Origin of the sequence: Streptomyces sp. NPDC085460 (assembly GCF_044541975.1) — a bacterium.
GTDB lineage: Bacteria > Actinomycetota > Actinomycetes > Streptomycetales > Streptomycetaceae > Streptomyces.
Map to the genome: position 1 here is coordinate 108,875 of NZ_JBITTO010000012.1, position 22,262 is coordinate 131,136.

Sequence of the window (22,262 nt, forward strand, 5' to 3'; positions counted from 1 at the left end):
ATGTGTACCGACTGTCTGCCCGCCGAGCGCGACCCCTGGCTGCCCGGCCGGCTCCTCACCACCGAGCGGGACCTGCTGATGCCGCTGCTGCGGCGCACCCCCGAGGAGGCGTACGAGCTCCGCACCGCCTGCCCCGGCTGGACCGCCCGCCAGGTCCTCGCGCACTGCGGGGCGGCGCTGGTCCGGATCGTGGAGGGCCGCCTCGAAGAGGGCGTCTTCCTCCCCGAGGCCAACGCCCGTGACGTGGCCGAACGCGAGGAGTGGCCGCTCGGCCGGATCCTCGACGAGCTGGAACGCGGCCTCACCGAGGCGGGCCCGGTGATCGCCGGGCACGAGGACGGGCGGCTGGACGCGGTCGCCCTGGGGGAGTGGGTGCACGCCGGGGACGTCCGGGAGGCGTTCGGGGAGCCCGGCGCGTACTGCGGCGACGCCCTCGCCCTCGCGCTGCCGCTGCTCTGCGTCACCAGCCGGAAGCGGGAGACCCCGCGCCTGGTCGGCCGGCTCGCCGACCACGCGGGGGAGGTGCCCCTCGGCGACGAGATCGAGGGGCGCGGGCCCGCCGTCTTCGACGGCGACGCGGCGACCCTCATCCGCATCTACGCGGGCCGCCCCCTGGTCCGTACGCGCTACGCGCTGACCGGCGCGACGGAGCAGGAGCTGCTGATCTACCGGTGAGACCGGCGGGATCGGCGGGATCGGCGGGGCCTGTGCGGGCGTAGCCCGTTCGGTCCCCGTCGTCGTGCGCGGGTCCGGGGGCGGGGGTGTGCTGGGTCGTGACCCTCACCCCCCGCCCCCCGGGAGCAGCAGCATGGCCGTCATCGTCACCGTCGAGATCCCCGGCGGAACCCAGCAGCAGTACGAGTCCACGATGAGCGCGCTCAAGGCCGCCGAGTGGTGGCCGCCGCAGGGCTTCCTCGCCCACGCGGCGGGCTCGGACGGGTCCGGCGGCTGGCGGGTGGTGGACTTCTGGGACTCCGAGGAGGACTTCCTCGCCTTCGCGGCGAAGGCCCGCCCGATCTTCCAGGAGCAGGGCATGCCGCCGATCCTGCCGAGCTTCCAGGACGCGGTGAACGTCATGCTCCGCTGACCCGCCGGGCCGTCCACCGGCGCGGGCGCGGGCCGAAAACCCTTTGCGGGGCGGACCCGTGGCCGCCACCCTTCCCCCCATGACCGATCATCCCGCCCCCCGGCCCGTCGCGGACCTGTTCTCCGCCGACGGCCGGCTCCTCGCGATCCCGCGCCGCCCGGCCCGCCGCGCCGCGCTCCTCGCCCACCTCGCCGAGACCCTCTTCGAGCCCGGCCGCGTCTACCGCGAGGCCGAGGTCAACGAGGCCCTGCTGACCGTGCACGAGGACTACCCGGCGCTCCGCCGCTACCTCGTCGTCGGCGGCGAGCTGGCCCGTACGAAGGACGGCGCGGCCTACCACCGACAGCGGACGGCACCGGTCCCCGGAGGCGCGGCCCCCGCCGTCGCGTGACCTCCGCGGTGGTGGCCGGCCTGCTGGCCGGCTACGGCATCGCGATCCCGGTGGGCGCCGTCGGCGCGCACCTGGTGGCGGTCGCCGCCCGCAGCCCGTGGCGTACGGGGGCGGGCGCGGCGCTCGGCATCGCGGCGGCGGACGGCGTGTACGCCGTCGTCGCGGTCCTCGGCGGCGCCGCCCTGGTGCCTCTCCTGGCGCCCGTCGCGGCCCCGCTCCGCTGGGCGTCCGCCGTCGTCCTGCTGGTCCTCGCGGCGGCCTCGGCCCGTACCGCCCTCCGTGTGCACCGCGCCGGGACCCCGGCGGCGGACCGGCCGGTGACGGCTCCGCACCGCGCCTTCTGGACCTTCCTCGGCATCACGATCCTCAACCCGATGACGGTCCTGTACTTCACGGCCCTCGTCCTGGGCGGCCACACCACGACCGGTGCGGCGGAGGCGGCCGTCTTCGTGGCCGCCGCGTTCGCCGCCTCGGCGAGCTGGCAGCTCCTCCTCTCCACCACCGGCACCGTCCTCGGCCACACCCTGACGGGCCCCCGCGCCCGCCTGCTCACGGGCCTGGTGTCGAGCGCGCTGATCGCGGCCCTGGCGGTGGGTCTGGTGGTGTGACGGCGTCTCACCGGCCGGTTCCGGATTGCCCCGTCGGGTCCGGCCGGGTCAAGATCCCCGCTGGTCGTCCTGGAGATCGGGGGAGCAACATGACGGGACGGATGCTGGCGCGCGGGCTGCGCCGGAGACATCTGGCGATGATCGCGCTGGGCGGTGCCATCGGCGCCGGGCTCTTCGTGGGGTCGGGGGTGGGGATCGCGGCGGCAGGGCCGGGGATCCTCGTCTCGTACGCCGTCGCCGGGGCGCTCACCGTCCTGGTGATGCGGATGCTCGGCGACCTGTCCGCCGAGCGGCCGGTGACCGGGTCGTTCGCGGAGCACGCGCGGAGGGCGTTCGGCGGCTGGGCGGGGCTGCTCGCCGGGTGGATGTACTGGGCGCTGCTCGTCGTGAGCGTCGCCGCCGAGGCGATCGGGGCGGCGCGGATCGCGCACGGCTGGGTGCCGGGCGTGCCGCCGTGGGCGTGGGTCGCGGTCTTCGTGAGCCTGTTCACCGTCACGAACCTGGTGGGGGTGCGGCGCTTCGGCGAGCTGGAGTTCTGGTTCGCGGGGCTGAAGATCGCGGCCATCGCCGGCTTCCTGCTGCTGGGCGGGGCCGCGCTCGCCGGTCTGGTCGGCGGCTTCGCCTCGCCGGGGGCCGCGCATCTGACCGGCGACGGCGGGTTCCTGCCGCACGGCTGGCACGGCGTCGCGGTCGGCATGGTCGCCGCGGTCTTCGCCTTCGGCGGCCTGGAGACCGTCACGATCGCCGCCGCCGAGTGCGAGGACCCGGCCCGCGCCGTCCGGGCCGGTGTCCGCGCCGTGATGTGGCGGGTGGCGGTCTGCTACCTCGGTTCGATGGCCGTCATCGTGGCGCTCGTCCCGTGGAACGCGCCGGGTGTCGCCGAGGGCCCGTACACGGCCGTCATGGAGCGGATCGGCGTGCCGGGCGCCGCCGACGTGATGAGCGCGGTCGTGCTGATCGCCCTGCTGTCCGCGATGAACGCCAACATCTACGGCTCGTCGCGGATGCTGTACGCCCTCGTCGGGCGGGGCGACGCGCCGCCGGTCCTCGGCCGGGTCCGGGCCGGCGTCCCGTACGCCGCCGTCCTCGCCTCCGCCGCCTTCGGCTTCGTCTCCGTGGTGCTGAGCCTGCTGTGGCCGCGCACGGTCTTCCCGTTCCTGCTGAACTCGATCGGAGCGGCGATCCTGATCGTCTGGGCCCTGATCGCCGGCTCCCACCTGCGGCTGCGCGGCCCGTCGGCCGCGTCGGTCGGCGCGCTCGCGGGCATCGGGGCCGTGCTCCTGTTCATGCTCGGCGACCCGGCGAGCCGTACCCAGCTGCTCACCACGGGCGCGTGGGCGGCGGCGCTGCTGACCTGGGCGGTCCTCAGGCGCCGGTGGCGTACCGCGCCAGGAACAGGTCCACTCCCGAGCTGATCATCCGCTCCAGCTCGGCCTCCTCGATCTCCGCCTCGGGCGAGAAGGTCCGCACGAGCTGAGGCACCCCGACCGTCGCCGCGACCAGCTGCTGCACCGCCAGCTTCGGGTCCGGCGCGTCGAGGGCGCCCCGGGCGTTCAGCTCGGTGAACGCCTCGATCAGCGGCCCGTTGTTCATGTCGTAGCTGACCCGGTACCAGAGCTGGCCCAGCTGCGGGAAGCGGTCGATCTCGCCGATGACGAGCCGCCGCAGCGACATGATGTCCGGCCGCAGCAGGATCCGCGCCCAGTCCGTCGTCAGGCGCACCAGCGCGGAGCGCAGGTCGGGCGCGGCGGCGATGGTCGAGTTGGTCGGCTCCAGGTCCGCGTACGTCTTCGGCAGGACCCCGCCGATGACGGCGAGGAACAGCCGCTCCTTGCTGCCGAAGTGCTTGTAGATGGTCGCCTTCGACACCCCGGACCGGGCAGTGATCGCGTCCATCGACGCCGCCGAGTACCCCTCCGCGAGGAACTCGGTCAGCGCGGCGTTGATGATCGCCTGCCGCTTGCGGGAGGCCGCGTCGGCGGGGTCCGGGATGACGGGGATCCCGTACGCGTCGACGTCGTCCTTGCTGGCGGCCATGGCGGTACGTCCTCGGGGTGGGGGGAGCGGGATCCCAGTATATGAACTGAACGGTTCGGTCTGCAAAGGCCGGTTCCGTTTCCTGTCCGTTCCTGTTCGTTCCTGTCTGGGTGGGTCAGACGAAGAAGCTGTCGTGCTTCACGAGGAAGGCGGCCCGGTCCTCCTCGCTCATCCCGGCCAGGTCGCCGATCCGCTCGAAGTACTCCTCGCGGGGCGCGCCGGGCGCGAACAGCATCAGCATCGACACCGGCTCGGAGGACTCGTTCCGGAAGGCGTGCAGGCCGCCGACGGGGACGTAGAGGTGGTCGCCGGAGCGGGCGTCCACCCACCGCTCCCCGTCGAAGAGCCGGATCGTCCCGGAGAGCACGAAGAACGCCTCCGACATCGCCTTGTGGAAGTGGGTGGAGGGCCCGGCCGACTCCGGCCCCATGTCCACCCGGTAGAGGCCGTACTCGCCCTGGGTGGAGAGGGTGGTGGAGAGGTAGTGGTACGCGGCGGGCGCGGCGCCCGTGGAGACGAAGTCGGGCGGGGTGTCGGCGGGCCGGAAGCGGGCGCTGATCTCGCCCTCGTCGCCGAACCAGCGGGGGTCGGGGTAGGACATGACGGCTCCTTCGCGGAGTGGAGGTCGGAGTTTCAGGAGCGGAGGTCAGAGGAGGGAGGAGGCGAGCGCCGGTCCGGCGGCCACGCCCACCAGGAACGCGAAGTTGAACAGGCCGATCGCGGTGTCGCGCAGCCCCCGGGGCAGCCCCTCCGCCGAGCGGCCGGTGAGCAGTCCCTGGCCGCCGGCCGTGGAGAGCGAGCTGACCCCGACCGCGAGCAGGACGACCCAGGCCCAGGGCCCGCCCGCGGCGAGCGCGACGGCGAGGGCGCCCCCGCCGGCCAGCACCCACCACGGGGCGCGGGCGCGGACGAGCGCCCAGGACAGCAGCGCCCCGGCGAGCGAGGCGAGGGCGGCGTACGCCCCCGTCTGCACGGCGCCCCACCCGGCCAGTTCGCCGGCCCGCCGGGGACCGGCGTACATGAGGCCGAAGTTGATGGTGGAGAGCAGCAGCATGAGCGCGGCGGCGGCGAGGAAGCGGTGGGACCGCAGCACGGCCGCCGGGGACCCCGGGGGCGCCTCCGCCCCCGACGTGTCCTTCCCCGCCCCCGCGCCCCGGACCAGGCCCAGGACGGCCAGGCTCAGCAGCGGGAGGACCAGGGCGCCCCGCCAGTCGGCCGCCGCCGCGATCGCCGGGCCGCCGAAGAGGCCGGCGGTGCCGCCGACCGCGCTGCCGATGGCGACGAGCCCGGCGGAGCGGCCGCTGGGGTCGCGGGCGGCGGCGAGCTGGAAGGCCGCCACGTTGAAGCCGGCGGCTCCCGCGGCGAGCAGCGCCCGCCCGGCCAGGGCGGCGGTGAAGCCGGGGACGAAGAGGGCGACCACCGCGCCGGCGACGACGAGTCCCGCCGCGACCCGCAGCGTCCCGCCGGGTCCGCTCCGCCGGCCGGCGGCGGTGAGCAGCGGCGTGCCGGCGGCCATGCCGATCCCGAACACGGTCAGGAGCCAGGTGGCGGCGGCGACCGACACCCCGAGCGAGGCGGCGGCCTCGGGCACGACGAGCGCGGGCCCGGAGACCCCGGCGGCGGCGGGCGCGGCGAGGGCGGCGAGCACCGCCGCCCCGCCCCGACCACGCGCCGGGGCGGGGGCCGGGGCCGGTGCCGGAGGCGCTGCGGCGGCGGGACCGTCCGTGGCGGCGGTACTGGCCGTTCCGGCGGCACCGGCTGTTCCGGCACCGGCCGTTCCGGCGGTACGGGCCGTTCCAGCGGCCCCGGCCGCTGCGGCGGCACCAGCGGTTTCGGCGGCACCGGCCGTACCCCCGGCACCGGCCGTACCCGCGGCACCGGCCGTACCCGCGGCACCGGCCGTACCCGCGGTTTCGGCGGTCATGAGGCGTCGTCCGTGGGGATCCGGTCCGTGGGGATCCGGTCCGTAGGGATCCGGCCCATCCGGCCGGCCCGGTGGTCGGCCTCCGCCTGTCGCAGCTCGGCCTCGGTGTTCATCACGAACGGCCCGCTGCGGGCGACGGGTTCGCCGATCGGTTCCCCGGCGAGGACCAGCACCTCGGCGCCTTCCTCCGCCGTGGCGACGGAGAAGCGCTCCCGGCCGTCGCGGGCGTACACGCCGAGGTGTCCGTCGGGCAGGGCGGTGCCCTCGCCCGCGACGGCGCGGCCCCGGAGGACGTACACCATCGCGTTGTGTCCCGCGGGGGCGGTGAACTCGGCCCGCCCCTCCGGTGCGATGCGGGCGCGGGCGACGAGGACGGGTGTGTGGGTGGCGAAGGGCCCGGTGACGCCGTGCGTGGTGCCGGCGAGGACGGTGATCTCGGCGGAGCCGTCGGGGGTGGCGGCGACGGGGAGCTCGACGGCCGAGGCGTACTGGGCGTGCGGCGGGAGGGACTTGAGCGCGGCGGGCAGGTTCACCCAGATCTGGAGCATGTGCTGGGGGCCGCCCGAGGCGAGGAACTCCGGTGTGGGCAGCGACTCGTGGACGATCCCGGACCCGGCGGTGAGCCACTGGACGCCGCCGGCCCGGACGACGGCCTTCTCGCCGTACGAGTCGGCGTTGGCGACCTCGCCCTCCAGGACGTACTCGATCGTCTCGAAGCCCCGGTGCGGGTGCGCGGGCGCGCCGACGGCCTCGCCGGGTCCGAGGACGGTGGGCCCGACCTGGTCGAGCATCAGGAAGGGGTCGAGCTCGGGGAGTTCCTCCGTCGGGAAGGCGCGCCGGACCGGGAAGCCGGCGCCCTCGACGGTGTGGAAGGGGCGGGCGACGCGGGCGACGGCGCGCTCGGCGGCGATGGCTGCTGCTGTCGTCATGCCCGCAGCGAACTACACCGTTCGGTTCACTGTCAAGACTGAACGGTTTGGTTGCTGCTCTGAACCGTTCGGTTGACAGCCTGAACCGTTCGGTTTACGTTCGGGGTCGTTCGAGGCCCGGTGATCCGCCGCGGCCCGCCGACCGTTCGTCACCCAGGGGGATTCCATGACCGCCACCGTGCTCGCGATCTCCGGCTCGCTCCGCGCCGACTCGTACAACACGCTCCTGCTGCACGCCGCCCGCAAGCACAACCCCGGCGGCCTCGACATCGAGATCTACGAAGGGCTGCGCGACATCCCGCCCTACGACGGGGACCTCGACCACCCCGACCGCCGCCCGGCCGCCGTCACGGAACTCCGCCGCCGCGCCGCCGAGGCCGACGGACTCCTCATCGCCACCCCGGAGTTCAACTACTCGATCCCCGGCGTCCTGAAGAACGCCCTCGACTGGATCTCCACCAACCCGACCGGCGGGGAGACCGTCCCCCTCCACCGCAAGCCCATTGCCCTCCTCGGCGCCGCCCCGACCAACTTCGGCACGGTCCGCTCCCAGCTCGCCCTCCGCCAGGTCTTCGTCTGCACCGGCAGCGACGTCGTGGTCAAGCCCGAGGTCCACGTCTTCCGCGCCCACGAGCGCTTCGACGAGGCCGGCAACCTCACCGACGAAACCTCCGTCGCCCTCCTCCGCGAACTCCTCACCACCCTCAGGACCAAGATCGAGTCCCGGGGCGAGACGGCGCCGGCCGCCTAGCGCGCGGCGTCAGCGTCAGCGTCAGCGCCGGCGCGTGAGCAGGAGCAGCGCGGTCGTGCCGAGGGCGGTGCCGGCGGCCATCGCGCCGCAGCGGGAGCGCCAGGAGAGGGCCGACCACTGGGACTCCGCCGACAGGAGGGAGCCGAGGCTGGCCCACGAGCCCACGGAGAGGATCGACGCGGCCGAGCCGACCGAGCCGATCGACAGGAACGAGCCGACCGAGCCGATCGACAGCGTCGACCCGACCGACCCGATCGACAGGAACGAGTTCCGGGAGCAGAGGGACCAGCGGGAACCGTCAGCGCTCATGTCCCGATCGTAGGCACGGGTGCCTATCCCGCGCAGGCCGGCAGGAACTCCAGGCCCTCGGGCGTCCCGAACCGGACGACCGCCAGGTACGCCTCCGGGTAGTCGCACCCGAGGTCCGTCCACTGCAACGCGAAGAACGTCCACACGGCGAAAGCCGCGAGGAGCCACCATCCCCAACCCTTCGGCATGCACGGCCCGTACCCGGCGGGCCGCCGGAGGAACCGGTTCCCCCGGCGGCCCTTCGGCCGGTCTCAGCCGCGCGGGGTCACCGAGCCCGCGTAGACGTTCTCCGGGGTGATCACCCCGGTGACCGCGCGGGCCACCAGGGTGGACGGCTCCTGGCCGTCGCTGAGGGAGTCCGTGTTCAGCATCAGCACCAGGGTGGCCTTCTGCGACGGGAGGTACACGGTGACCGTCTCGTACCCGGGCAGGGATCCGTTGTGCCCGATCCACCCGTTGGTGTCGAGGATGCCGAGGCCGTAGCTGGTGCCGGGGAAGCCGGTCGGGAGGGTCTTCATGCGCTGCGCCTGCGTGGCGGGGCTGAGGAGCTCCCCGGTCGCGACGACCGGCGCCCAGCGGCGCAGGTCGTCGAGGTTCGAGATCATGCCGCCGGCCGACCACGCCCAGCTGGGGTTCCAGTTCGTCGCGTCGGCGGTGCTTCCGTCCAGCGTCTGGTCGGTGTAGCCGCGCGGGTGCGGTTCGGGGAACTCGGCGCCCTTCGGCAGGAAGGTGTGCCGCAGCCCGGCCGGGCGCACCACGTCCTCGTGGAGGACGTCCGCGAGCCAGCGGCCGGTGACCTTCTCGACGACCAGGCCCAGCAGGACCAGATTGGAGTTCGAGTACTGGAAGGTCGTGCCGGGCTCGGAGGTGTTGGCGTGCCGGTAGCCGTACGACAGCACCTCCCACGGGGTGAACGGCCGCTTCGGCGCGCTCAGCAGGTCGCGGACGAAGTCCGGGTCGGAGGTGTACGGGAAGAGGCCGCTGCGCATCTCGGCGAGGTGCCGCAGCGTGATGCGGCGGCCGTTCGGGACGCCGCGCACGTACGTGTCGATCGGGTCGTCGAGCCGGACCTTCCCCTCGTCGACGAGCCGGAGCAGCGCCGTGACGGTGAAGGTCTTCGTCTCGCTGCCGATCCGGATGTACATGTCGGCGGACATCGGTTCGCCGGTCCGCTTGTCCGCGACGCCGGTGGCCCGCACGTAGCAGCCCTTGCCCGGCATCCAGACGCCGACGACGAGCCCGGGGATCCCGGCCTCCCGGCGCACCTTCTCGACGGTGGAGTCGAGCCGCGCGGTGAGCGCGGCGGGCAGCCGGTCGTGCTCCGGGCAGCGGTGGTCGCCGTGCCGTACGGGCGCGGGCGCGGGGGCCGCCGTCGCCGGGAGGGCGGCGGGCGCGAGCGCGGCCGCGGCGAGGAGCGCGGCGGTGGCGAGGATCCGGCGGCGGAGGGTGCGTGGTGGCATGGGGGGCGCCTTCTCGGAGTACGGGGGAGGGTACGGGCGCTGCCAGATCAGCACCGGCGGGCGCGCGGAGGGCCGGCTTCCCCCGGGCGCCGGGGCGAGTCCACCCGTACGGCCGCCGCCCGCACGCCCGGTTGCAGGCACGGGGCGGTTGCGGGGGCGCCCCGTGCAACCGGCTGCGGGAGGTCCGGCGTCCCCCGGAGGACCCGTACAGGACCCCGTACGCGGCCCGTACAGGACCCCGTACGCGACCCGTAGTCGACAGAGAAGGTGCACGCCCATGCCCGGTACCGCCGCCCGCTACCTCTACCTCACCCGGCACGGCGAGGCCACGCCCGACGAGAGCGGGCTGACGGAGGCGGGCCGGCGCCAGGCCGTCCTGCTCGGGGAGCGGCTCAGGGACGCCCCGCTGATGGCGGTGCACCACGGACCGCTCGCCCGGGCGGCGGAGACCGCGCGGCTGGTCGGCGCGCAGCTCGACGGCGTTCCGGTACGGGTCTCCGACGCGGCCGGCGACTATGTTCCGTACCACCCGTCCCGCGAGGAGCTGCCGGCGGACGCGGCCGACGGGCTGCTCGGGTTCCTGGAGCAGTTCCCGGCCGAGGACCGGGCGCGGGGCGCGGAGCTTGCGGCCGAGGCGGTCGCGCGCTTCACGGGCCCGGTCGAGGGGGACGAGCCGCGCCACGAACTGGTCGTGACGCACAACTTCCTCGTCGGCTGGCTCGTCCGGGCCGCCCTCGACGCGCCGGCGTGGCGGTGGGTCGGCCTCAACCACGCGAACGCGGCCCTGACGGTGATCCGTTACGCCCCCGGCCGCCCCCCGTCCCTCGCCCTCTTCAACGACACCTCCCACCTCCCCAGGCCCCTGCGCTGGACCGGGTTCCCCCCGGAGCTCCACGTCTGAGCCCGACGCGCGCCGGCCTCAGTCGATGTGGACGACCTGGAAGGCTTCCGCCATGCGGCCCGGGGGGAGGCCCGCGGCGGTGGCGTGTTCGGAGAGCCAGGTGCGCAGGAGGCCCGCGAGGTCGTCGAAGTGGGCGGTCTGCGAGGTGTGGATGCGGAGCGCCTCGACCTTGCGGTCGAAGACGGGCGTGACGTCGACGTACTGGTTCGGTGTCGGGCCCGTCATCAGCCACAGCTCGTGGACGGTCCACGGCTCCAGGCCCTCCTCCTTGAGGAGCGAGGGGTGCGCGAAGGGGTTGCGGGCCTCGGGGTAGACCGCGCGGAGGCACGCGTCGCCGACGGCCCGGTGGTCGGGGTGGAGGTCGGCGACCCGGGCCCAGTTGATCTCGGGGGAGGGGATGACGGCCCGCTGCGGCCGCACCTCGCGGATCACCCGGCACAGGTCGCGGCGCAGCTCGACGCCGGGTTCGACGAAGCTGTCGGGGTAGCCGAGGAAGCGGACGTCGGCGACGCCGCTCAGCTTCGCCGAGTGGACCTGTTCGGCGCGGCGCAGGTCCGCCATCGCCTGGCGGGGGAGCAGCGGGTCGTATCCGCCCGCGTCGCCGTCGGTGACGATGCAGTAGGTGACGCGGGTGCCGCGTTCGATCCACTGCATGACGGTGCCGCTGACGCAGAACTCGATGTCGTCCGGGTGCGCGGCCACCACGAGGAGTGATTCCGGCGCGCCGCGGACGGTCGGTGGGTCGGTCGCGAAGTCCTCCATGGCGCAAGCCTGTTGGGGGCGAGGGGGCGTCGCAAGGCCATCCCGTGGCGTGAACAGGACATGGCACTTACGCGCCATTCAAAAAGTTGGTAGATTCAAATCAACGATCGATTCGCATCACCGTCACGCAGGACCACGGACGACACGGAGGCGACCGGCATGTGCAGGATTCTCGGCTCCCTCGCCGCCGGGGCGGACCGCCCCGACCCGGCCGCGCTCGCATCGGCCTCGGCCCGCCAGCGCCACGGCGGCCCCGACGAACACCGGGTGCTCAGCGGCCCCGGCTGGTCCCTCGGCTGCGACCGGCTCGCCGTCACGGACCCGCGCGGCGGCCGGCAGCCCTACCGACTGCCCCACCTCCCCGGGATCCTCGCCGTCCTCAACGGCGAGATCTACAACCACGCCGAGCTCCGCCGCTCCCTCGCCGCCCGCGGCCACCGCTTTCCCGACCGCTGCGACGGCACCCTCCTGCCCGCCCTCTACGCCGAGTACGGGCCCGCCTTCGCCGAGCACCTCGACGGCATGTTCGCCGTCGCCGTCCTCGACCTCCGCCCCGGCCGCGAGCAACTCGTCCTCGCCGTCGACGACATGGGCATGAAGCCGCTCCACCTCCACCACGACCCCGAGGACGGCTCCACCCGCTTCGCCTCCGAGATCCCCGCGCTCCTCGCCTTCGGCGGCGTACGGTTCTCCCCGCGCGAGGACTCCCTCGACACCGTCCTCGCCACCCGCACCTCCTTCACCACCGGCACCGCCCTCGACGGCGTCAGCGTCCTCCCGCCCGGCGCCACCGCCGTCGTCCGGCCCGGCACCGCCCCCGTCGTCCGCCGCCGCGGCCCCCACCGCGCCACCCCCCTCGGCGACACCCAGGACGTGCTGCGCCGCGAGGTCCGCCGGCTCGCCGACGCCGACGTCCCCGTCTGCGCCGTCACCAGCGGCGGCCTCGACTCCGGACTCGTCACCGCCCTCGCCGCCGAGCACGCCCGCGAGACCGACGCGCCGCCGCTGCACACCTTCCACCTCACCTACCGCGGCAACTGGCCCGGCTCCGAGGCCGCCCACGCCCGCTCCGTCGCCCGCAGGGCCCGCACCGTCCACCACGAGATCGCCCTCGACCCCGACGAGCTCCCCTCCCTCCTCACCCGCACCGTCCGCCACCTCGGCCAGCCCAACGCCGACCCCATCACCCTCTCCACCTACGCGCTCTTCCGCGCCGTCCGGCAGAACGGCTTCACCGTCGCCCTCACCGGCGACGGAGCGGACGAACTCTTCGGCGGATACGACCGGATGGCCGCCGCACTCGCCGCCCCGCCCGGCACCGACTGGGCCGCCGCCTACACCGACGCGCTCTCCGCCGCGCCCCGGCTGCTGCGCGAACACCTCTACACCGCCAACTACCGCGCCCACATCGCCGACACCGGCTCCGCCGCCGACCGCATCGAGCAGGAGCTGCGCTCCGCCGAGGCCGTCGGCGCCGACCGGGTCACCGCGACGACCGCCCTCGAAACGCGCTGGCGGCTCCCCGCGTACCACCTGCGGCGCGTCGACCACCTCGCGATGGCCTGGGCCGTCGAGACCCGCCTCCCCTTCTGCCAGCCCGCCGTCGTCACCCACGCGCGCTCCCTCCCGGCCGCCGCCCGCACCCGGAAGCGGGCCCTGTACGAGGCGGGCGCCGAACTCCTCCCCGCGCCCGTCCTGCGCCGGCCCAAGCAGCCCTTCACGCTCCCCGTGGAGGCGATGATCGCCCCCGGCGGGCCCCTGCTCGACACGGTCCGCGAACTCCTCTCCCCGGCCCGCCTCGTCCTCGGCGGCAAGGTCCGCGCCGACCGCGTCGCCCGCCTCCTGGCCCGCCAGCTGGAACGCCCCAACCGCGCCGACGCCCAGGCGCTGTGGGCCCTCGCCGTCCACGAGCTGTGGACCGACGTCGTCCGCGCGATGCGGGTCCCGGCGGACTGCGCGGCGGCGTGACGTGCCGGCGGGGCACCCACGGGCCGGCACCTCCCTCGTCGTCCGCGCCCACGACGCCCCCGGCCCCACGCTCGTCGTCCGCGCCGACGGCCTGCCCGGAGACGTGCTGGGCGTCGCCCGGGACCTGGCACGCCTGCCCGCCGGGCCCCGGAAGATCGCCTTCTACGGGGACGACGGGCGCGGCGGCCTCCGCTACCGCTTCGTCCAGGCCCTCCCCGGCGGCCGGTTCGACTTCCGGGCCGGCTGCGGGCACTCGCTGCTCGCCTGCGTCGTCGCCGAGCGCCGCCCGGGCCCGGTGACCGTCCGCGCGCTCACCACCGGCGACACCGTCCTGTGCGAGCCGGAGCCGCGCACCGACGCGTACACCCTGCACTTCCTCCGCCCGCCCGACGCCCCCGGCACCCTCCCGACCGGCCGGCCCCGGGACCGGCTGCTCGGCGTGGAGGCCAGCCTCGTCTCGTACGGGAACCCCTACGTCTTCGTCGACGCCCGGCACGTCCGCCCGCCCGCCCGCGCCCACCTGCTCGCGCTCCGCGCGGAGGCCGCCCGGCTGCTCGGGCACCCGCCGGACTCCGCCCTGCCGAAGATCGCCGCCGTCGAGGCCACGCCCCACGGGCTCTCCGTCCGCGCGCTCACCGTCGGCGGCTGGCACCCCCGACTCGCGCTCACGGGCGCGGCGGCGCTGGCCGCGGCGGGCGCGCTCGACGGGACCGTCGTGCCCCCGGCCGAAGGGCCCGTACGGACCCCGGGCGGCACCGTCACCGTCTCGGCCCGCCCCGACCGGGTCAGCGTGCACCACAAGCGGGCGACCGTGCTGCGCGCCTGCCCGCTGCCGTGGCGCGTCCACGCAACGGCGTGAACGCGCAGCCCGTTCGGCGCGCCCGGCGCTCCCGACCTCTGCCACGCTGAATCGGACCGGCCATCGGAACGCCGCAGGCCGCATGCCGTATCCGTGGGGAGAGCAGACACACATGACATTCGAGAATCTGCGTGTCGTCGTGACCGGCGCGTCCCGCTCCTTCGGCCGCGCGCTCGCCGTCGGCTTCGCCCATCTCGGCGCGGAGGTCTATGTGTCGGCGCGCACGGTGGAGGCGGCGGAGCGGACCCGTACCGAAGTGCTCGGCTCGGCCCGGGACCGCATCCACGCCTTCGGCTGCGACCTCAGCAGGCCCGCCGAGATACGGGAGTTCGCCGCCCGGGTCGGCGAACACACCCGCCACGTCGACCTGTTGGTCAACAACGGCGCCCGCTGGCTCGACGGCATGGACCTGGAGGCGACGAGCGACGCCGAGATCGTGGAGACCATCGAGTCCACGGCCGGCGGCACCGTCCTCATGGTCAAGCACTTCCTGCCGCTGCTGCGCGGCTCGCAGCGGCCCGACATCGTGAACATGGTGGCCGTGCGGGACGTGGGGGGCGCCTCCGCGACCGCCGCCGGCGGGGCGCACGAGGCGTTCTGGGCGGCGAAGAGCGCGCAGGCCGGGTTCGCGGACATCCTGGCCCGCCGGCTGCGGCCGTCCGGGGTGCGGGTCTTCTCCCTCTTCCCGCCCGACTTCTCGACCGCCGACCCGCGCTTCGCGGAGTGGGACGGCATCGACCCGACCGGGTCCGCCGCCGACGACAAGCTCACCATGCAGGCGCTCTTCGAGTGCGTCGTCTACGCCGTCGAGCAGCCCCGCGACTGCTTCATCCGCTCCTTCCACTTCGAGCCCCGCTGACTCGGGGCCCCCGAATCACCCTTCGTGTCGACGCTCAGGAGGCTTCCGTGAGCACCCCCGTCTGGATCACCGCGACCCCGCCCGCCACCCACGGCGAGCTCCACATCGGCCACCTCGCGGGGCCGTACGTGGCCGCCGACGTCCTGACCCGATACCTGCGGGCCGAGGGCGAGCCCGTCCGGTTCACCACCGGCACCGCCGACCACGCGAGCTCCGTCGAGGTGCGGGCGCGGCAGCTCGGCCGGAAGCCGGAGGAGGTCGCGGAGGGGTACCGGGCCGCGATCACCGCCGACTGGCTGCGCTCGGGCGTCGAGTTCGACCACATCGTGCGGCCCCGCCGCGACCGGGGGTACGGGCGCTGGGTGCGGGAGCTCTTCGCGAAGCTGTACGCGGACGGCGTCATCGCCCCGCGGACCCGCCTGCTGCCGTACTGCGAGCCGTGCGACCGCTGGCTGTACGGGGCGCACGCCACCGGTTCCTGCCCGCACTGCGGGGCGGCGAGCGACGGCGGGATGTGCCACGAGTGCGCCCGGCCCAACGACGGCGGCGACCTCATCGGGGCGCGCTGCGCGGTCTGCGACGCCCCGGCGGTGGCCCGCCGCTGCCGGCGCCTCTACATCCCGCTGGAACCGTTCCGGGACACCCTCGCCGACTACTGGGCGGCGGCCGGGCTGCCGCCGCGCCTCGCCGCGCTGTGCGAGTCGCTGGTGGAGGACGGGCTGCCGGACATCGCGGTCGGACACCCGGCGGAGTGGGGTCTGGAGGTGCCGGTGGAGGGCTTCCCCGAGCACCGGATCGACGGCTGCTTCGAGGCGGCGGCCATGCACCTCTTCGGCCACGACGCGAAGGCGCCGCTGCCGGCCCGCGCCATCCACTTCTGCGGCTTCGGGCACTCCTTCTGCCACGCGGTGCTGCTGCCGGTGCTGCTGCTCGCGCAGGGCGTGAAGCTGCCGCAGGACTTCAACGTGAACGAGTCCTTCGTGATCGAGGAGGGGGTGCGGGAGGGGAACGTGTGGGCGCTGGACCTGCTCACCGAGTACGGCTCCGACACCCTGCGCCGGCACGTCCTCCAGGCCCGCCCGCTGGGCCGCAGGACCGTCTTCCGCCGGGACCGGCTCGCGGCGGCCCGCCGGGAGCTGGACGAGAACTGGAACAGCTGGCTGTCCCGGCTCTTCGCGGCGGTCCGCGAGGAGTGCGACGGGCTCGCCCCGCAGGCGCTGCCCGGCGGCACCGGCTGGGAGGTCCTGGAGCGGCGGCTGCACCGGGCGGTGGACGACCTGCGGGAGGCGTACGGCCCCGACGCCTTCGACCCGCGCCGGGCGGTCGCCGTCCTGGACGAGATGGTCCGCTCGGCGGCCGACTTCGGTCACGTCAACGCGCACGAGCGGTGCCGGCCCACCACCGCGTGCCGTCATCTGCCCGCGCTGGCCGCGCAGTTGGCGGTGGCGTCGGCGCTGACGGCGTGGGCGCGGCCGGTGATGCCGGAGGGCGCGGACCGGCTCGCGGCGGCGCTGCGGGTGGAGACCGGGCGGGCGGTGGACTGGCACGCGCTGATCCCGCCGCTGCCGGGCACCCGGCTCGCCCCGCCCTCGGGCCCGGTCTTCGGCTTCTGAGCCCTCCGCCGCCCGCACCCGTACTTCTCGGCAACCCGAGCGGTCGAACACCACCCTCCCGCCGCGTGCTCCCGGCGCGACACGCGCGGGGGCACGCGGCTCCCCACCTCCCAGGAGCCCCTCGTGTCCCTGCGCGTCGCCATGCTCAGCGTCCACACCTCCCCGCTCCACCAGCCCGGGACGGGGGACGCCGGCGGCATGAACGTCTACATGGTCGAACTCTCCCGCGCCCTGGCCGAACTCGGCGTGGACGTCGACCTGTTCACCCGCTGCCAGGGCGCCGGCGAGCCCCGGCTCACCGACCTCGCGCCCGGGGTGCGGGTCCGGCAGGTGGTGGCGGGCCCGCGCCGGGCGGTGGCGAAGGAGGCGGTGCCCGATCTGGTGCTGCCCTTCGCGCTCGGCCTGTTCCGGGAGGGGCGGTCGTACGACGTGGTGCACTCGCACTACTGGCTCTCCGGGCAGGCCGGCCGGATCGCGGCCCTCGGCTGGGACGCCCCGCTGGTGCACACCGCGCACACCCTGGCGCTGGTGAAGAACGCGCACCTCGGCGCGGGCGACACCCCCGAGCCGCCGGTCCGGATCCTCGGCGAGCGGCGCCTCGCGGCCGAGGCCGAGCGGCTGATCGCCAACACGGCGGACGAGGCCGCGGCGCTGCGGAGCCTGTACGGGGCGGACCCGGCCCGCACGGAGGTCGTCCGCCCCGGGGTGGACCTGCGGACCTTCGCTCCCGGGCCGGGGCACGACGCGGGGCGGGCGGCGGCGCGGGCCCGGCTCGGGCTGCCGGCGGACGCGTTCGTGCCGCTGTACGCGGGCCGGATACAGCCGCTGAAGGGCCCTGACGTGCTGGTGCGGGCGGTGGCGGAGCTGCTGCGGATGGCGCCTGGGCTGCGGGAGCGGCTGCTCGTGCCGGTGATCGGCGGGCACTCGGGCGCGGGGGAGCAGGGGGCGGTGGGCCGGCTGGCGGCGGAGCTGGGCGTGACGGACGTGCTGCGGCCCTGTCCGCCGGTGCCGCAGGCCCGGCTCGCGGAGTGGTTCCGGGCGGCGGACGTGCTGGTGGTGCCGTCCCGGAGCGAGTCCTTCGGCCTGGTGGCGGCGGAGGCGCAGGCGTGCGGGACGCCGGTGCTGGCCTCGGCGGTGGGCGGGCTGCCGACGGCGGTGTGGGAGGGGGTGACCGGGCTGCTCGTGCGGGGCCACGACCCGGTGGAGTACGCCCGCCGGCTGCTGTGGCTGGCGGTGAACCCGCGGGCGCGGGCGACGATGGGGGTGGCGGCGGCCGGGCACGCGCGGGGGATGAGCTGGCGGGGCGCGGCGGCGCGGACGATCGAGGTGTACGAGGACGCGCTGGCGGTACGGGAGCCGGTCCCGGCGCGGCGGGCGGCGGGGTCACGGGTGGGGCAAGGGCGGCGGCACGCCCCTGCCCCGGCGGCCCCTCTCTCCTGGAGGAACGAGAAGGCCGTGGCACGAGTCTAACATCTCTTTTGGTTCGACCAAAGGTTAGGGGCGCTACGGACCGGCCAATTCCGTTGATTCGGCGGCCGATTGACGCACTCACGCCATGGCGGGTCCACGCATGGAAGAACTCTGGATTCACCAACAGGCCGTCGACAGAATGGAGTTGTTCTCAGGGAGAGCCCGGCGGCACGGGCCCCCGGAGGACGGGAATCAGTCCCTTCGCGTGATCGACGAATCCTGGAGGAATCATGTCCGTCGAGCAGAACTCCGGAATGCAGAAGGCCGTCCGCCAGTTCCTGGTCGCCCTCACGGCGTGTCTCGCCGTCGCGGGCGGCGCGGCCTACGCGGTCTCCCCCGACAGCGCCCCGGAAACCCCGGTCCAGCACGCCGGCGTCACCGTCGACTGGCCGCACAACACGGCCACCGCGACCCCCGCCCCGCCGGTGAACTGAACCGCCCGGTACGGAATTCCGGAAAGCCCCGTGATCGCCCTGCCACGATCACGGGGCTTTCGCGCGTCCGGGGGAATTCCGGGAGGGGTCAGTCGAGCCAGCCGAGCCGCACCGCGCGCACGCCCGCCTCGAATCGGCTCGACGCCCCCAATTCCTGCATGAGTTCGGAGAGCATGCGGCTCACCGTGCGCAGCGAGACCCCGAGGTTCCGGGCGATCTTCTCGTCCTTCATGCCGTCCGCGAGCATCTGGAGCGCCGCCCGCTGCTGCTCCGAGAGGCCGTCGCCGCCCCGCTCGGGGGCCACGTCGTCGCCGTACGGGGTGGCCGTGTGCCAGCAGTGCTCGTACAGGCTCAGGCAGGAGCCGACGAGCAGCGGGCCGCGGGCCAGGATCGCGCCCCGGCCGGGCTCCTCGGGGTGCAGCGGCACCATCGCGTACTGCTGGTCCACGAGGACCATGGTCATGGGGAGTTCGGGGGCGATCCGCACCTCGACGCCGAGCTCGGCGCGGCGCTTGAGCACCGCCGCGGCCTCCGGCCGTACGGCGTCCTGGGTGCGGTAGATCGCGCGGATCCGGACGCCCTGCGCGAGCTTGCGCGCGTCCCGCTCGAAGATCCGCTCGGGGACCTGCCGGGCCGGGCCCGTGGGGTACATCGAGCACGACGCCTCCTGGGTGACGTCGACGATGTCCTCCAGGGCCTGCTGGATGCGCCGGTAGTCGGTGATCGCCTCGACGGCGATCTCGGAGCCGGCCAGGGTGCCGGGCCGCAGGAAGGCCCCGGCCAGTGTCTCCAGGGTGCCGTACGCCTGGTCCGCCTCGGCGAGGTGTTCGCGCAGCCGGGCCCGCTCCCGGTCCAGGATGCGCAGCAGGGCGATCTCCGGGTCCACCGAGGCGACCGCGTCCTCCTCGGGGCGCCAGTCGGCGTTGCGCAGGTCGGCGGCGGTGGCGTGCCGGCTGGTGGTGGGGACGATGAGACCGAGGGAGAGCAGTTCGGCCCGACATCGCTCGTACTCCGCGGGCGAGAGTCCTAAGCCGGCGGCGACCTCCGTGTAGTTCGACACCCCGCGACGGCGCAGCTCCTGATAGAGCGTCACCAGCAGCCCGGTCCCGCCGTCCCCCGTGCCGCCGTCCGTCGTGACCATGGCGAACCACCCCCTCGTCGTCGCGATTTCGTCCGTTCCGGACCGTCAGGCTACGCGCTGCGCCCCGCCCCTCCGGGGTCCTCGGGGCCGTTCTCGCCGTCCAGCAGGCCGAGGCGGGCGGCCTTCACGCCCGCCTCGAAGCGGCTGGCCGCGCCGAGTTCGTGCATGACCTCGGAGATCAGCCGGCTGACCGTGCGCAGCGACACCCCGAGGTTCCGGGCCACCTGCTCGTCCTTGATGCCCGAGGCGAGCATCCGCAGCGCGGCCCGCTGCTGTTCGGTCAGCCCGTCGCCGCCGTGCGCGTCGGGTTCCTGGTGGCCGTACGGGGTGGCGGCGCGCCAGCAGTACGCGTACAGGGCGCGGTAGGCGCGGACGAGACCGGGGCCGCGGGCGAGGATCGCGGGGGACGCGGGGTCGCGGGGGTCGGTCGGGAGCAGGGCGAAGTGTTCGTCGGCGAGGACCATGTTCATGGGGACGACGGGGGAGAGCCGGATCTCGGCGCCGAGCGCGGTGCGGGCGGCGAGGTGCTGGTCCATCTCCGGGACCTGGCCGACCCGGTGGCTGTACATGGCCTGGACGCGGATCCCGCGGGCGACCCGCTCCCGGTCGCGGTCGAGCTCCTGCGCCATCTCCTCGCGGCGGACGGAGCCGGTGGCCATGGTGTGGACGGAGCCGCGGACGGTCTTCGTCAGGTCGGCCAGCTCGCGGGCGATCCGGGCCGGGTCGTCGACGATCTCGACCTCGACCTCGGAGCCGGGCTCGGTCCTGGCCCGCAGGAACGGTCCTGCGAGGGTCTCCAGGGCGGTGTGCGCGCGGCTGGTCTCGGCGAGCCTGCTCTCCAGCCGGTCCCGCTCGTGCCGCAGCAGTCCGAGCAGGGCCACGTCGGGGGCGATGACCTGGGGCGCGGGCGCGGTGGTGTCGACCAGTCCGAGGTCGGTCAACTCGGCGTGTGCGCGCTCCCGTTCGGCGTCGGTGAGCTGGAGCTCGCGGGCCGCCTCGGCGAGCGGGGTGCCCGGGGCGGCGCGGAGCGCCTGGTAGAGGGCGAGTGCCTGCTCGCCTCCTGTACGTGCTCCGGCGGCGTTCTTGGACACGGCGGCAGCAGACTCCCCTCGGATCGCGCGGATCCCGTTGAAAAACGCCCCGGCCGACCCTGCCACACATTCGAACGTTCCGCACGAGGTTCAGGGGCGGAGCGGTCCGGGCGTGATCAGGCGGATTCCTCCGCTTCCTCCGCGCAGTCGGGGCACAGCCCCTTGAAGACGAGCTCGGTCTCGGCGGTCCGCCAGCCGGGCAGGCTGCCGCGCGGCGGCGCGGGCGCGGGCGCCGTCACGTTCTCCACGCGGCCGCACCGCACGCACAGGGCGTGCTGGTGGCGGGGGCCGGAGATCTCGAAGACGGCGGGCAGGCCGGGCCGGTCGAACTTGGCGACCAGGCCGGTCTCCTGGAAGTGCCGCAGCATCTCGTAGACGGCCTGGCTGGTGAGGGTGCCGAGGCGCTCGCGGGCGGTCGAGGTGATCGCCTCGACGTCGAGGTGGCCGCCGGCGGCGAGCACCGAGAGGACCTCCAGGCGCGGCCCGGTGACGCGCAGGCCCACGTCCCGCAGGCGCTGGATCACCGCCTCGCGGCCCGTCAGCTCTTCCACGACTGCCCTCTCGCCCATCTGGTCCGCTCAAACGTTTGCGGGCATCGTACCTCTTGCCGGTCCACCCCGACAGGCGGCGGGCCGGTCGCCGGGCGGTCAGTCGTCCGCGCGGCACACCAGCAGCACCGACTCCGTGCGGTCGTCGATCCGCTGCCGCCGCCGGCCCTCGATGTGCAGCCCCGCCGAGTGCAGTTCGGCCGCCAGCCGGTCCTGGTCCACGATCCACTTGTCGGTGGTCAGCACCGTCCGCTCCGAGGAGAGCTTGCCGGTCCTGGCCGAGTAGTAGGTGACCCGCTCGCTCATCGACCCCAGGTCGAAGTCCTGCCGGGCCACCACCCACTCGTCGATCCCGTCGAACCGCGGCACCTGGAACGCCCAGGTCCTGCGCGGCTCCGCCACCAGACCCGGCCACCGGTGCGCGGTGTAGTCGAGCGCCAGCGCCCCGCCCGTCTCCAGATGGGCCGCGACCTCCCGCAGCAGCCCCGGGCGCCGGGCCGGCGGGACCGCCGAGACCATCGCCCCGGCCAGCAGCGCGAGCCGGTAACTCCCGTGCAGGCGCAGCTCGGTGAGGTCCGCGCGGTGCGTCACCACCAGGCCGGCCACCTGGGGGCCGATCCGGCGGGCCCAGGCGTCGAGGCGCTCCAGCGCGGAGGCGTCCCGGTCCACGGCCTCCACGGCGAAGCCGTGCCGGGCGAACGGGACGGCGAGCCGCCCCGCGCCGGAGCCGAGGTCCAGGACGGGTCCGCCGGTGGAGCGGGCGAGGCCGAGGTACCGGACGATGTCCGCGCTGTGCGGGCCGAGCAGGGCGTCGTGCAGCCAGACCGAGCCCTCGTCCATCGCGGCGACGGACTCCAGACCCGGCAGCGCGTCGGAGGCGATCCGTACTCCCGCGCCCGCGGCGGGCGTCCGCTCCCGCTCCCGCTCGTGCTCGTATCGGGACGGCAGGACCGGCGCGAGCGCTGCGGGCACGGCGGGCAGGGAAGTGCCGCTCGGGGTGTGCATCGCTCCTCCAGGGGCTCGCTCGGTCCATGCCGTCCTGGGCGAGGCGCCCGTGCCGCCGGGACCGCGCCGCTGCGACCATCCTGACCTGCGGAGGAGCCCCGATCCACCGGATCGG

25 protein-coding genes are annotated in these 22,262 nt (G+C 74.9%); 13 read left to right on the forward strand and 12 right to left on the reverse strand.

From position 1 onward, the window contains the following. The 5 genes from ACIGHB_RS28295 (at position 1) to ACIGHB_RS28315 (ending at position 3,501) form a co-directional block, all read left to right on the forward strand. The gene (locus tag ACIGHB_RS28295; RefSeq protein ID WP_399916811.1) at positions 1 to 675 is read left to right on the forward strand and encodes a maleylpyruvate isomerase family mycothiol-dependent enzyme; all 675 of its coding nucleotides are present in this window, start codon (positions 1 to 3) and stop codon (positions 673 to 675) included. A gap of 133 nt (positions 676 to 808) precedes the next feature. Further along, a complete protein-coding gene (locus ACIGHB_RS28300; RefSeq protein WP_399916813.1) occupies positions 809 to 1,087 on the forward strand; it encodes a hypothetical protein in 279 nt (92 codons plus the stop codon). Positions 1,088 to 1,166: 79 nt separating this feature from the next. Continuing rightward, positions 1,167 to 1,478: a DUF2087 domain-containing protein gene (locus tag ACIGHB_RS28305; RefSeq protein WP_360315279.1), complete on the forward strand. Its 312-nt coding sequence runs from the start codon at positions 1,167 to 1,169 to the stop codon at positions 1,476 to 1,478. Further along, positions 1,475 to 2,086, forward strand: coding sequence for a LysE family transporter (locus ACIGHB_RS28310; RefSeq protein WP_360315277.1), 612 nt, complete (start codon positions 1,475 to 1,477; stop codon positions 2,084 to 2,086). The genes ACIGHB_RS28305 and ACIGHB_RS28310 overlap by 4 nt, the downstream gene beginning before the upstream one ends. 89 nt (positions 2,087 to 2,175) lie before the next feature. Then, positions 2,176 to 3,501: an amino acid permease gene (locus ACIGHB_RS28315; protein ID WP_360315275.1), complete on the forward strand. Its 1,326-nt coding sequence runs from the start codon at positions 2,176 to 2,178 to the stop codon at positions 3,499 to 3,501. On the opposite strand, the gene ACIGHB_RS28320 is transcribed toward ACIGHB_RS28315, so the two are convergent. From ACIGHB_RS28320 to ACIGHB_RS28335, 4 genes are all read right to left on the reverse strand, one after another. Continuing rightward, positions 3,452 to 4,123, reverse strand: coding sequence for a TetR/AcrR family transcriptional regulator (locus tag ACIGHB_RS28320; RefSeq protein WP_399916816.1), 672 nt, complete (start codon positions 4,121 to 4,123; stop codon positions 3,452 to 3,454). The two genes, ACIGHB_RS28315 and ACIGHB_RS28320, sit on opposite strands and share 50 nt — an antisense overlap. A 115-nt stretch (positions 4,124 to 4,238) precedes the next feature. Further along, the gene (locus tag ACIGHB_RS28325) at positions 4,239 to 4,724 is read right to left on the reverse strand and encodes a cupin domain-containing protein (RefSeq protein WP_360315271.1); all 486 of its coding nucleotides are present in this window, start codon (positions 4,722 to 4,724) and stop codon (positions 4,239 to 4,241) included. Between the two features lie 45 nt (positions 4,725 to 4,769). Then, the gene (locus tag ACIGHB_RS28330) at positions 4,770 to 5,771 is read right to left on the reverse strand and encodes an MFS transporter (RefSeq protein WP_399916818.1); all 1,002 of its coding nucleotides are present in this window, start codon (positions 5,769 to 5,771) and stop codon (positions 4,770 to 4,772) included. A 272-nt stretch (positions 5,772 to 6,043) separates the two neighbouring features. Then, positions 6,044 to 6,976 carry a pirin family protein gene (locus ACIGHB_RS28335; protein ID WP_399916820.1) on the reverse strand — a complete coding sequence of 311 codons (933 nt, stop codon included), beginning with the start codon at positions 6,974 to 6,976 and terminating at the stop codon, positions 6,044 to 6,046. A gap of 166 nt (positions 6,977 to 7,142) precedes the next feature. On the opposite strand from ACIGHB_RS28335, the gene ACIGHB_RS28340 reads away from it, so the two are divergent. Next, the gene (locus tag ACIGHB_RS28340) at positions 7,143 to 7,727 is read left to right on the forward strand and encodes an NADPH-dependent FMN reductase (protein WP_399916822.1); all 585 of its coding nucleotides are present in this window, start codon (positions 7,143 to 7,145) and stop codon (positions 7,725 to 7,727) included. A gap of 21 nt (positions 7,728 to 7,748) precedes the next feature. Here the strand turns inward: ACIGHB_RS28340 and ACIGHB_RS28345 are convergent, their stop codons facing one another. The 3 genes from ACIGHB_RS28345 to ACIGHB_RS28355 form a co-directional block, all read right to left on the reverse strand. Then, positions 7,749 to 8,036 (reverse strand): hypothetical protein, encoded by a 288-nt coding sequence (locus ACIGHB_RS28345; RefSeq protein ID WP_360315263.1) that lies wholly within the window; start codon positions 8,034 to 8,036, stop codon positions 7,749 to 7,751. A gap of 23 nt (positions 8,037 to 8,059) precedes the next feature. Further along, complete coding sequence (locus ACIGHB_RS28350; protein ID WP_360315261.1) at positions 8,060 to 8,224, reverse strand: hypothetical protein; 165 nt, start codon at positions 8,222 to 8,224, stop codon at positions 8,060 to 8,062. A 63-nt stretch (positions 8,225 to 8,287) separates the two neighbouring features. Further along, positions 8,288 to 9,496: a serine hydrolase domain-containing protein gene (locus ACIGHB_RS28355; RefSeq protein WP_399916825.1), complete on the reverse strand. Its 1,209-nt coding sequence runs from the start codon at positions 9,494 to 9,496 to the stop codon at positions 8,288 to 8,290. A 277-nt stretch (positions 9,497 to 9,773) separates the two neighbouring features. On the opposite strand from ACIGHB_RS28355, the gene ACIGHB_RS28360 reads away from it, so the two are divergent. Beyond that, a complete protein-coding gene (locus ACIGHB_RS28360; RefSeq protein ID WP_399916827.1) occupies positions 9,774 to 10,397 on the forward strand; it encodes a histidine phosphatase family protein in 624 nt (207 codons plus the stop codon). 18 nt (positions 10,398 to 10,415) lie between these two features. Here ACIGHB_RS28360 and ACIGHB_RS28365 read toward each other — a convergent pair whose 3' ends face one another. Then, positions 10,416 to 11,159: a PIG-L deacetylase family protein gene (locus ACIGHB_RS28365; RefSeq protein WP_360315255.1), complete on the reverse strand. Its 744-nt coding sequence runs from the start codon at positions 11,157 to 11,159 to the stop codon at positions 10,416 to 10,418. A gap of 159 nt (positions 11,160 to 11,318) precedes the next feature. Here ACIGHB_RS28365 and asnB point away from each other — a divergent pair, with 159 nt between their 5' ends. The 6 genes from asnB to ACIGHB_RS28395 all read left to right on the forward strand — a co-directional run bounded on the left by asnB (position 11,319) and on the right by ACIGHB_RS28395 (position 18,362). Then, the gene (asnB, locus tag ACIGHB_RS28370; RefSeq protein WP_399916829.1) at positions 11,319 to 13,127 is read left to right on the forward strand and encodes an asparagine synthase (glutamine-hydrolyzing); all 1,809 of its coding nucleotides are present in this window, start codon (positions 11,319 to 11,321) and stop codon (positions 13,125 to 13,127) included. Between the two features lies 1 nt (position 13,128). Continuing rightward, positions 13,129 to 13,986: a hypothetical protein gene (locus ACIGHB_RS28375; RefSeq protein WP_399916832.1), complete on the forward strand. Its 858-nt coding sequence runs from the start codon at positions 13,129 to 13,131 to the stop codon at positions 13,984 to 13,986. A 112-nt stretch (positions 13,987 to 14,098) separates the two neighbouring features. After that, positions 14,099 to 14,845: an SDR family oxidoreductase gene (locus ACIGHB_RS28380; RefSeq protein WP_399916834.1), complete on the forward strand. Its 747-nt coding sequence runs from the start codon at positions 14,099 to 14,101 to the stop codon at positions 14,843 to 14,845. Between the two features lie 47 nt (positions 14,846 to 14,892). Beyond that, a complete protein-coding gene (locus ACIGHB_RS28385) occupies positions 14,893 to 16,458 on the forward strand; it encodes a class I tRNA ligase family protein (protein WP_360315247.1) in 1,566 nt (521 codons plus the stop codon). 123 nt (positions 16,459 to 16,581) lie between these two features. Beyond that, the gene (gene mshA, locus ACIGHB_RS28390; protein WP_399916836.1) at positions 16,582 to 17,928 is read left to right on the forward strand and encodes a D-inositol-3-phosphate glycosyltransferase; all 1,347 of its coding nucleotides are present in this window, start codon (positions 16,582 to 16,584) and stop codon (positions 17,926 to 17,928) included. Between the two features lie 230 nt (positions 17,929 to 18,158). Beyond that, positions 18,159 to 18,362 carry a hypothetical protein gene (locus ACIGHB_RS28395; RefSeq protein WP_399916838.1) on the forward strand — a complete coding sequence of 68 codons (204 nt, stop codon included), beginning with the start codon at positions 18,159 to 18,161 and terminating at the stop codon, positions 18,360 to 18,362. Between the two features lie 88 nt (positions 18,363 to 18,450). Here ACIGHB_RS28395 and ACIGHB_RS28400 read toward each other — a convergent pair whose 3' ends face one another. From ACIGHB_RS28400 to ACIGHB_RS28415, 4 genes are all read right to left on the reverse strand, one after another. Then, complete coding sequence (locus ACIGHB_RS28400; protein ID WP_360315243.1) at positions 18,451 to 19,503, reverse strand: helix-turn-helix domain-containing protein; 1,053 nt, start codon at positions 19,501 to 19,503, stop codon at positions 18,451 to 18,453. 50 nt (positions 19,504 to 19,553) lie between these two features. Further along, positions 19,554 to 20,594, reverse strand: a complete 1,041-nt coding sequence (locus ACIGHB_RS28405) for a response regulator transcription factor (RefSeq protein WP_399916840.1) — start codon at positions 20,592 to 20,594, stop codon at positions 19,554 to 19,556. A gap of 116 nt (positions 20,595 to 20,710) precedes the next feature. After that, the gene (locus ACIGHB_RS28410) at positions 20,711 to 21,145 is read right to left on the reverse strand and encodes a Fur family transcriptional regulator (RefSeq protein ID WP_399916842.1); all 435 of its coding nucleotides are present in this window, start codon (positions 21,143 to 21,145) and stop codon (positions 20,711 to 20,713) included. Positions 21,146 to 21,241: 96 nt separating this feature from the next. Then, entirely contained in the window at positions 21,242 to 22,147 is a 906-nt protein-coding gene (locus ACIGHB_RS28415; RefSeq protein WP_399916844.1) for an SAM-dependent methyltransferase, read from the reverse strand. Positions 22,148 to 22,262 lie beyond the last annotated feature (115 nt).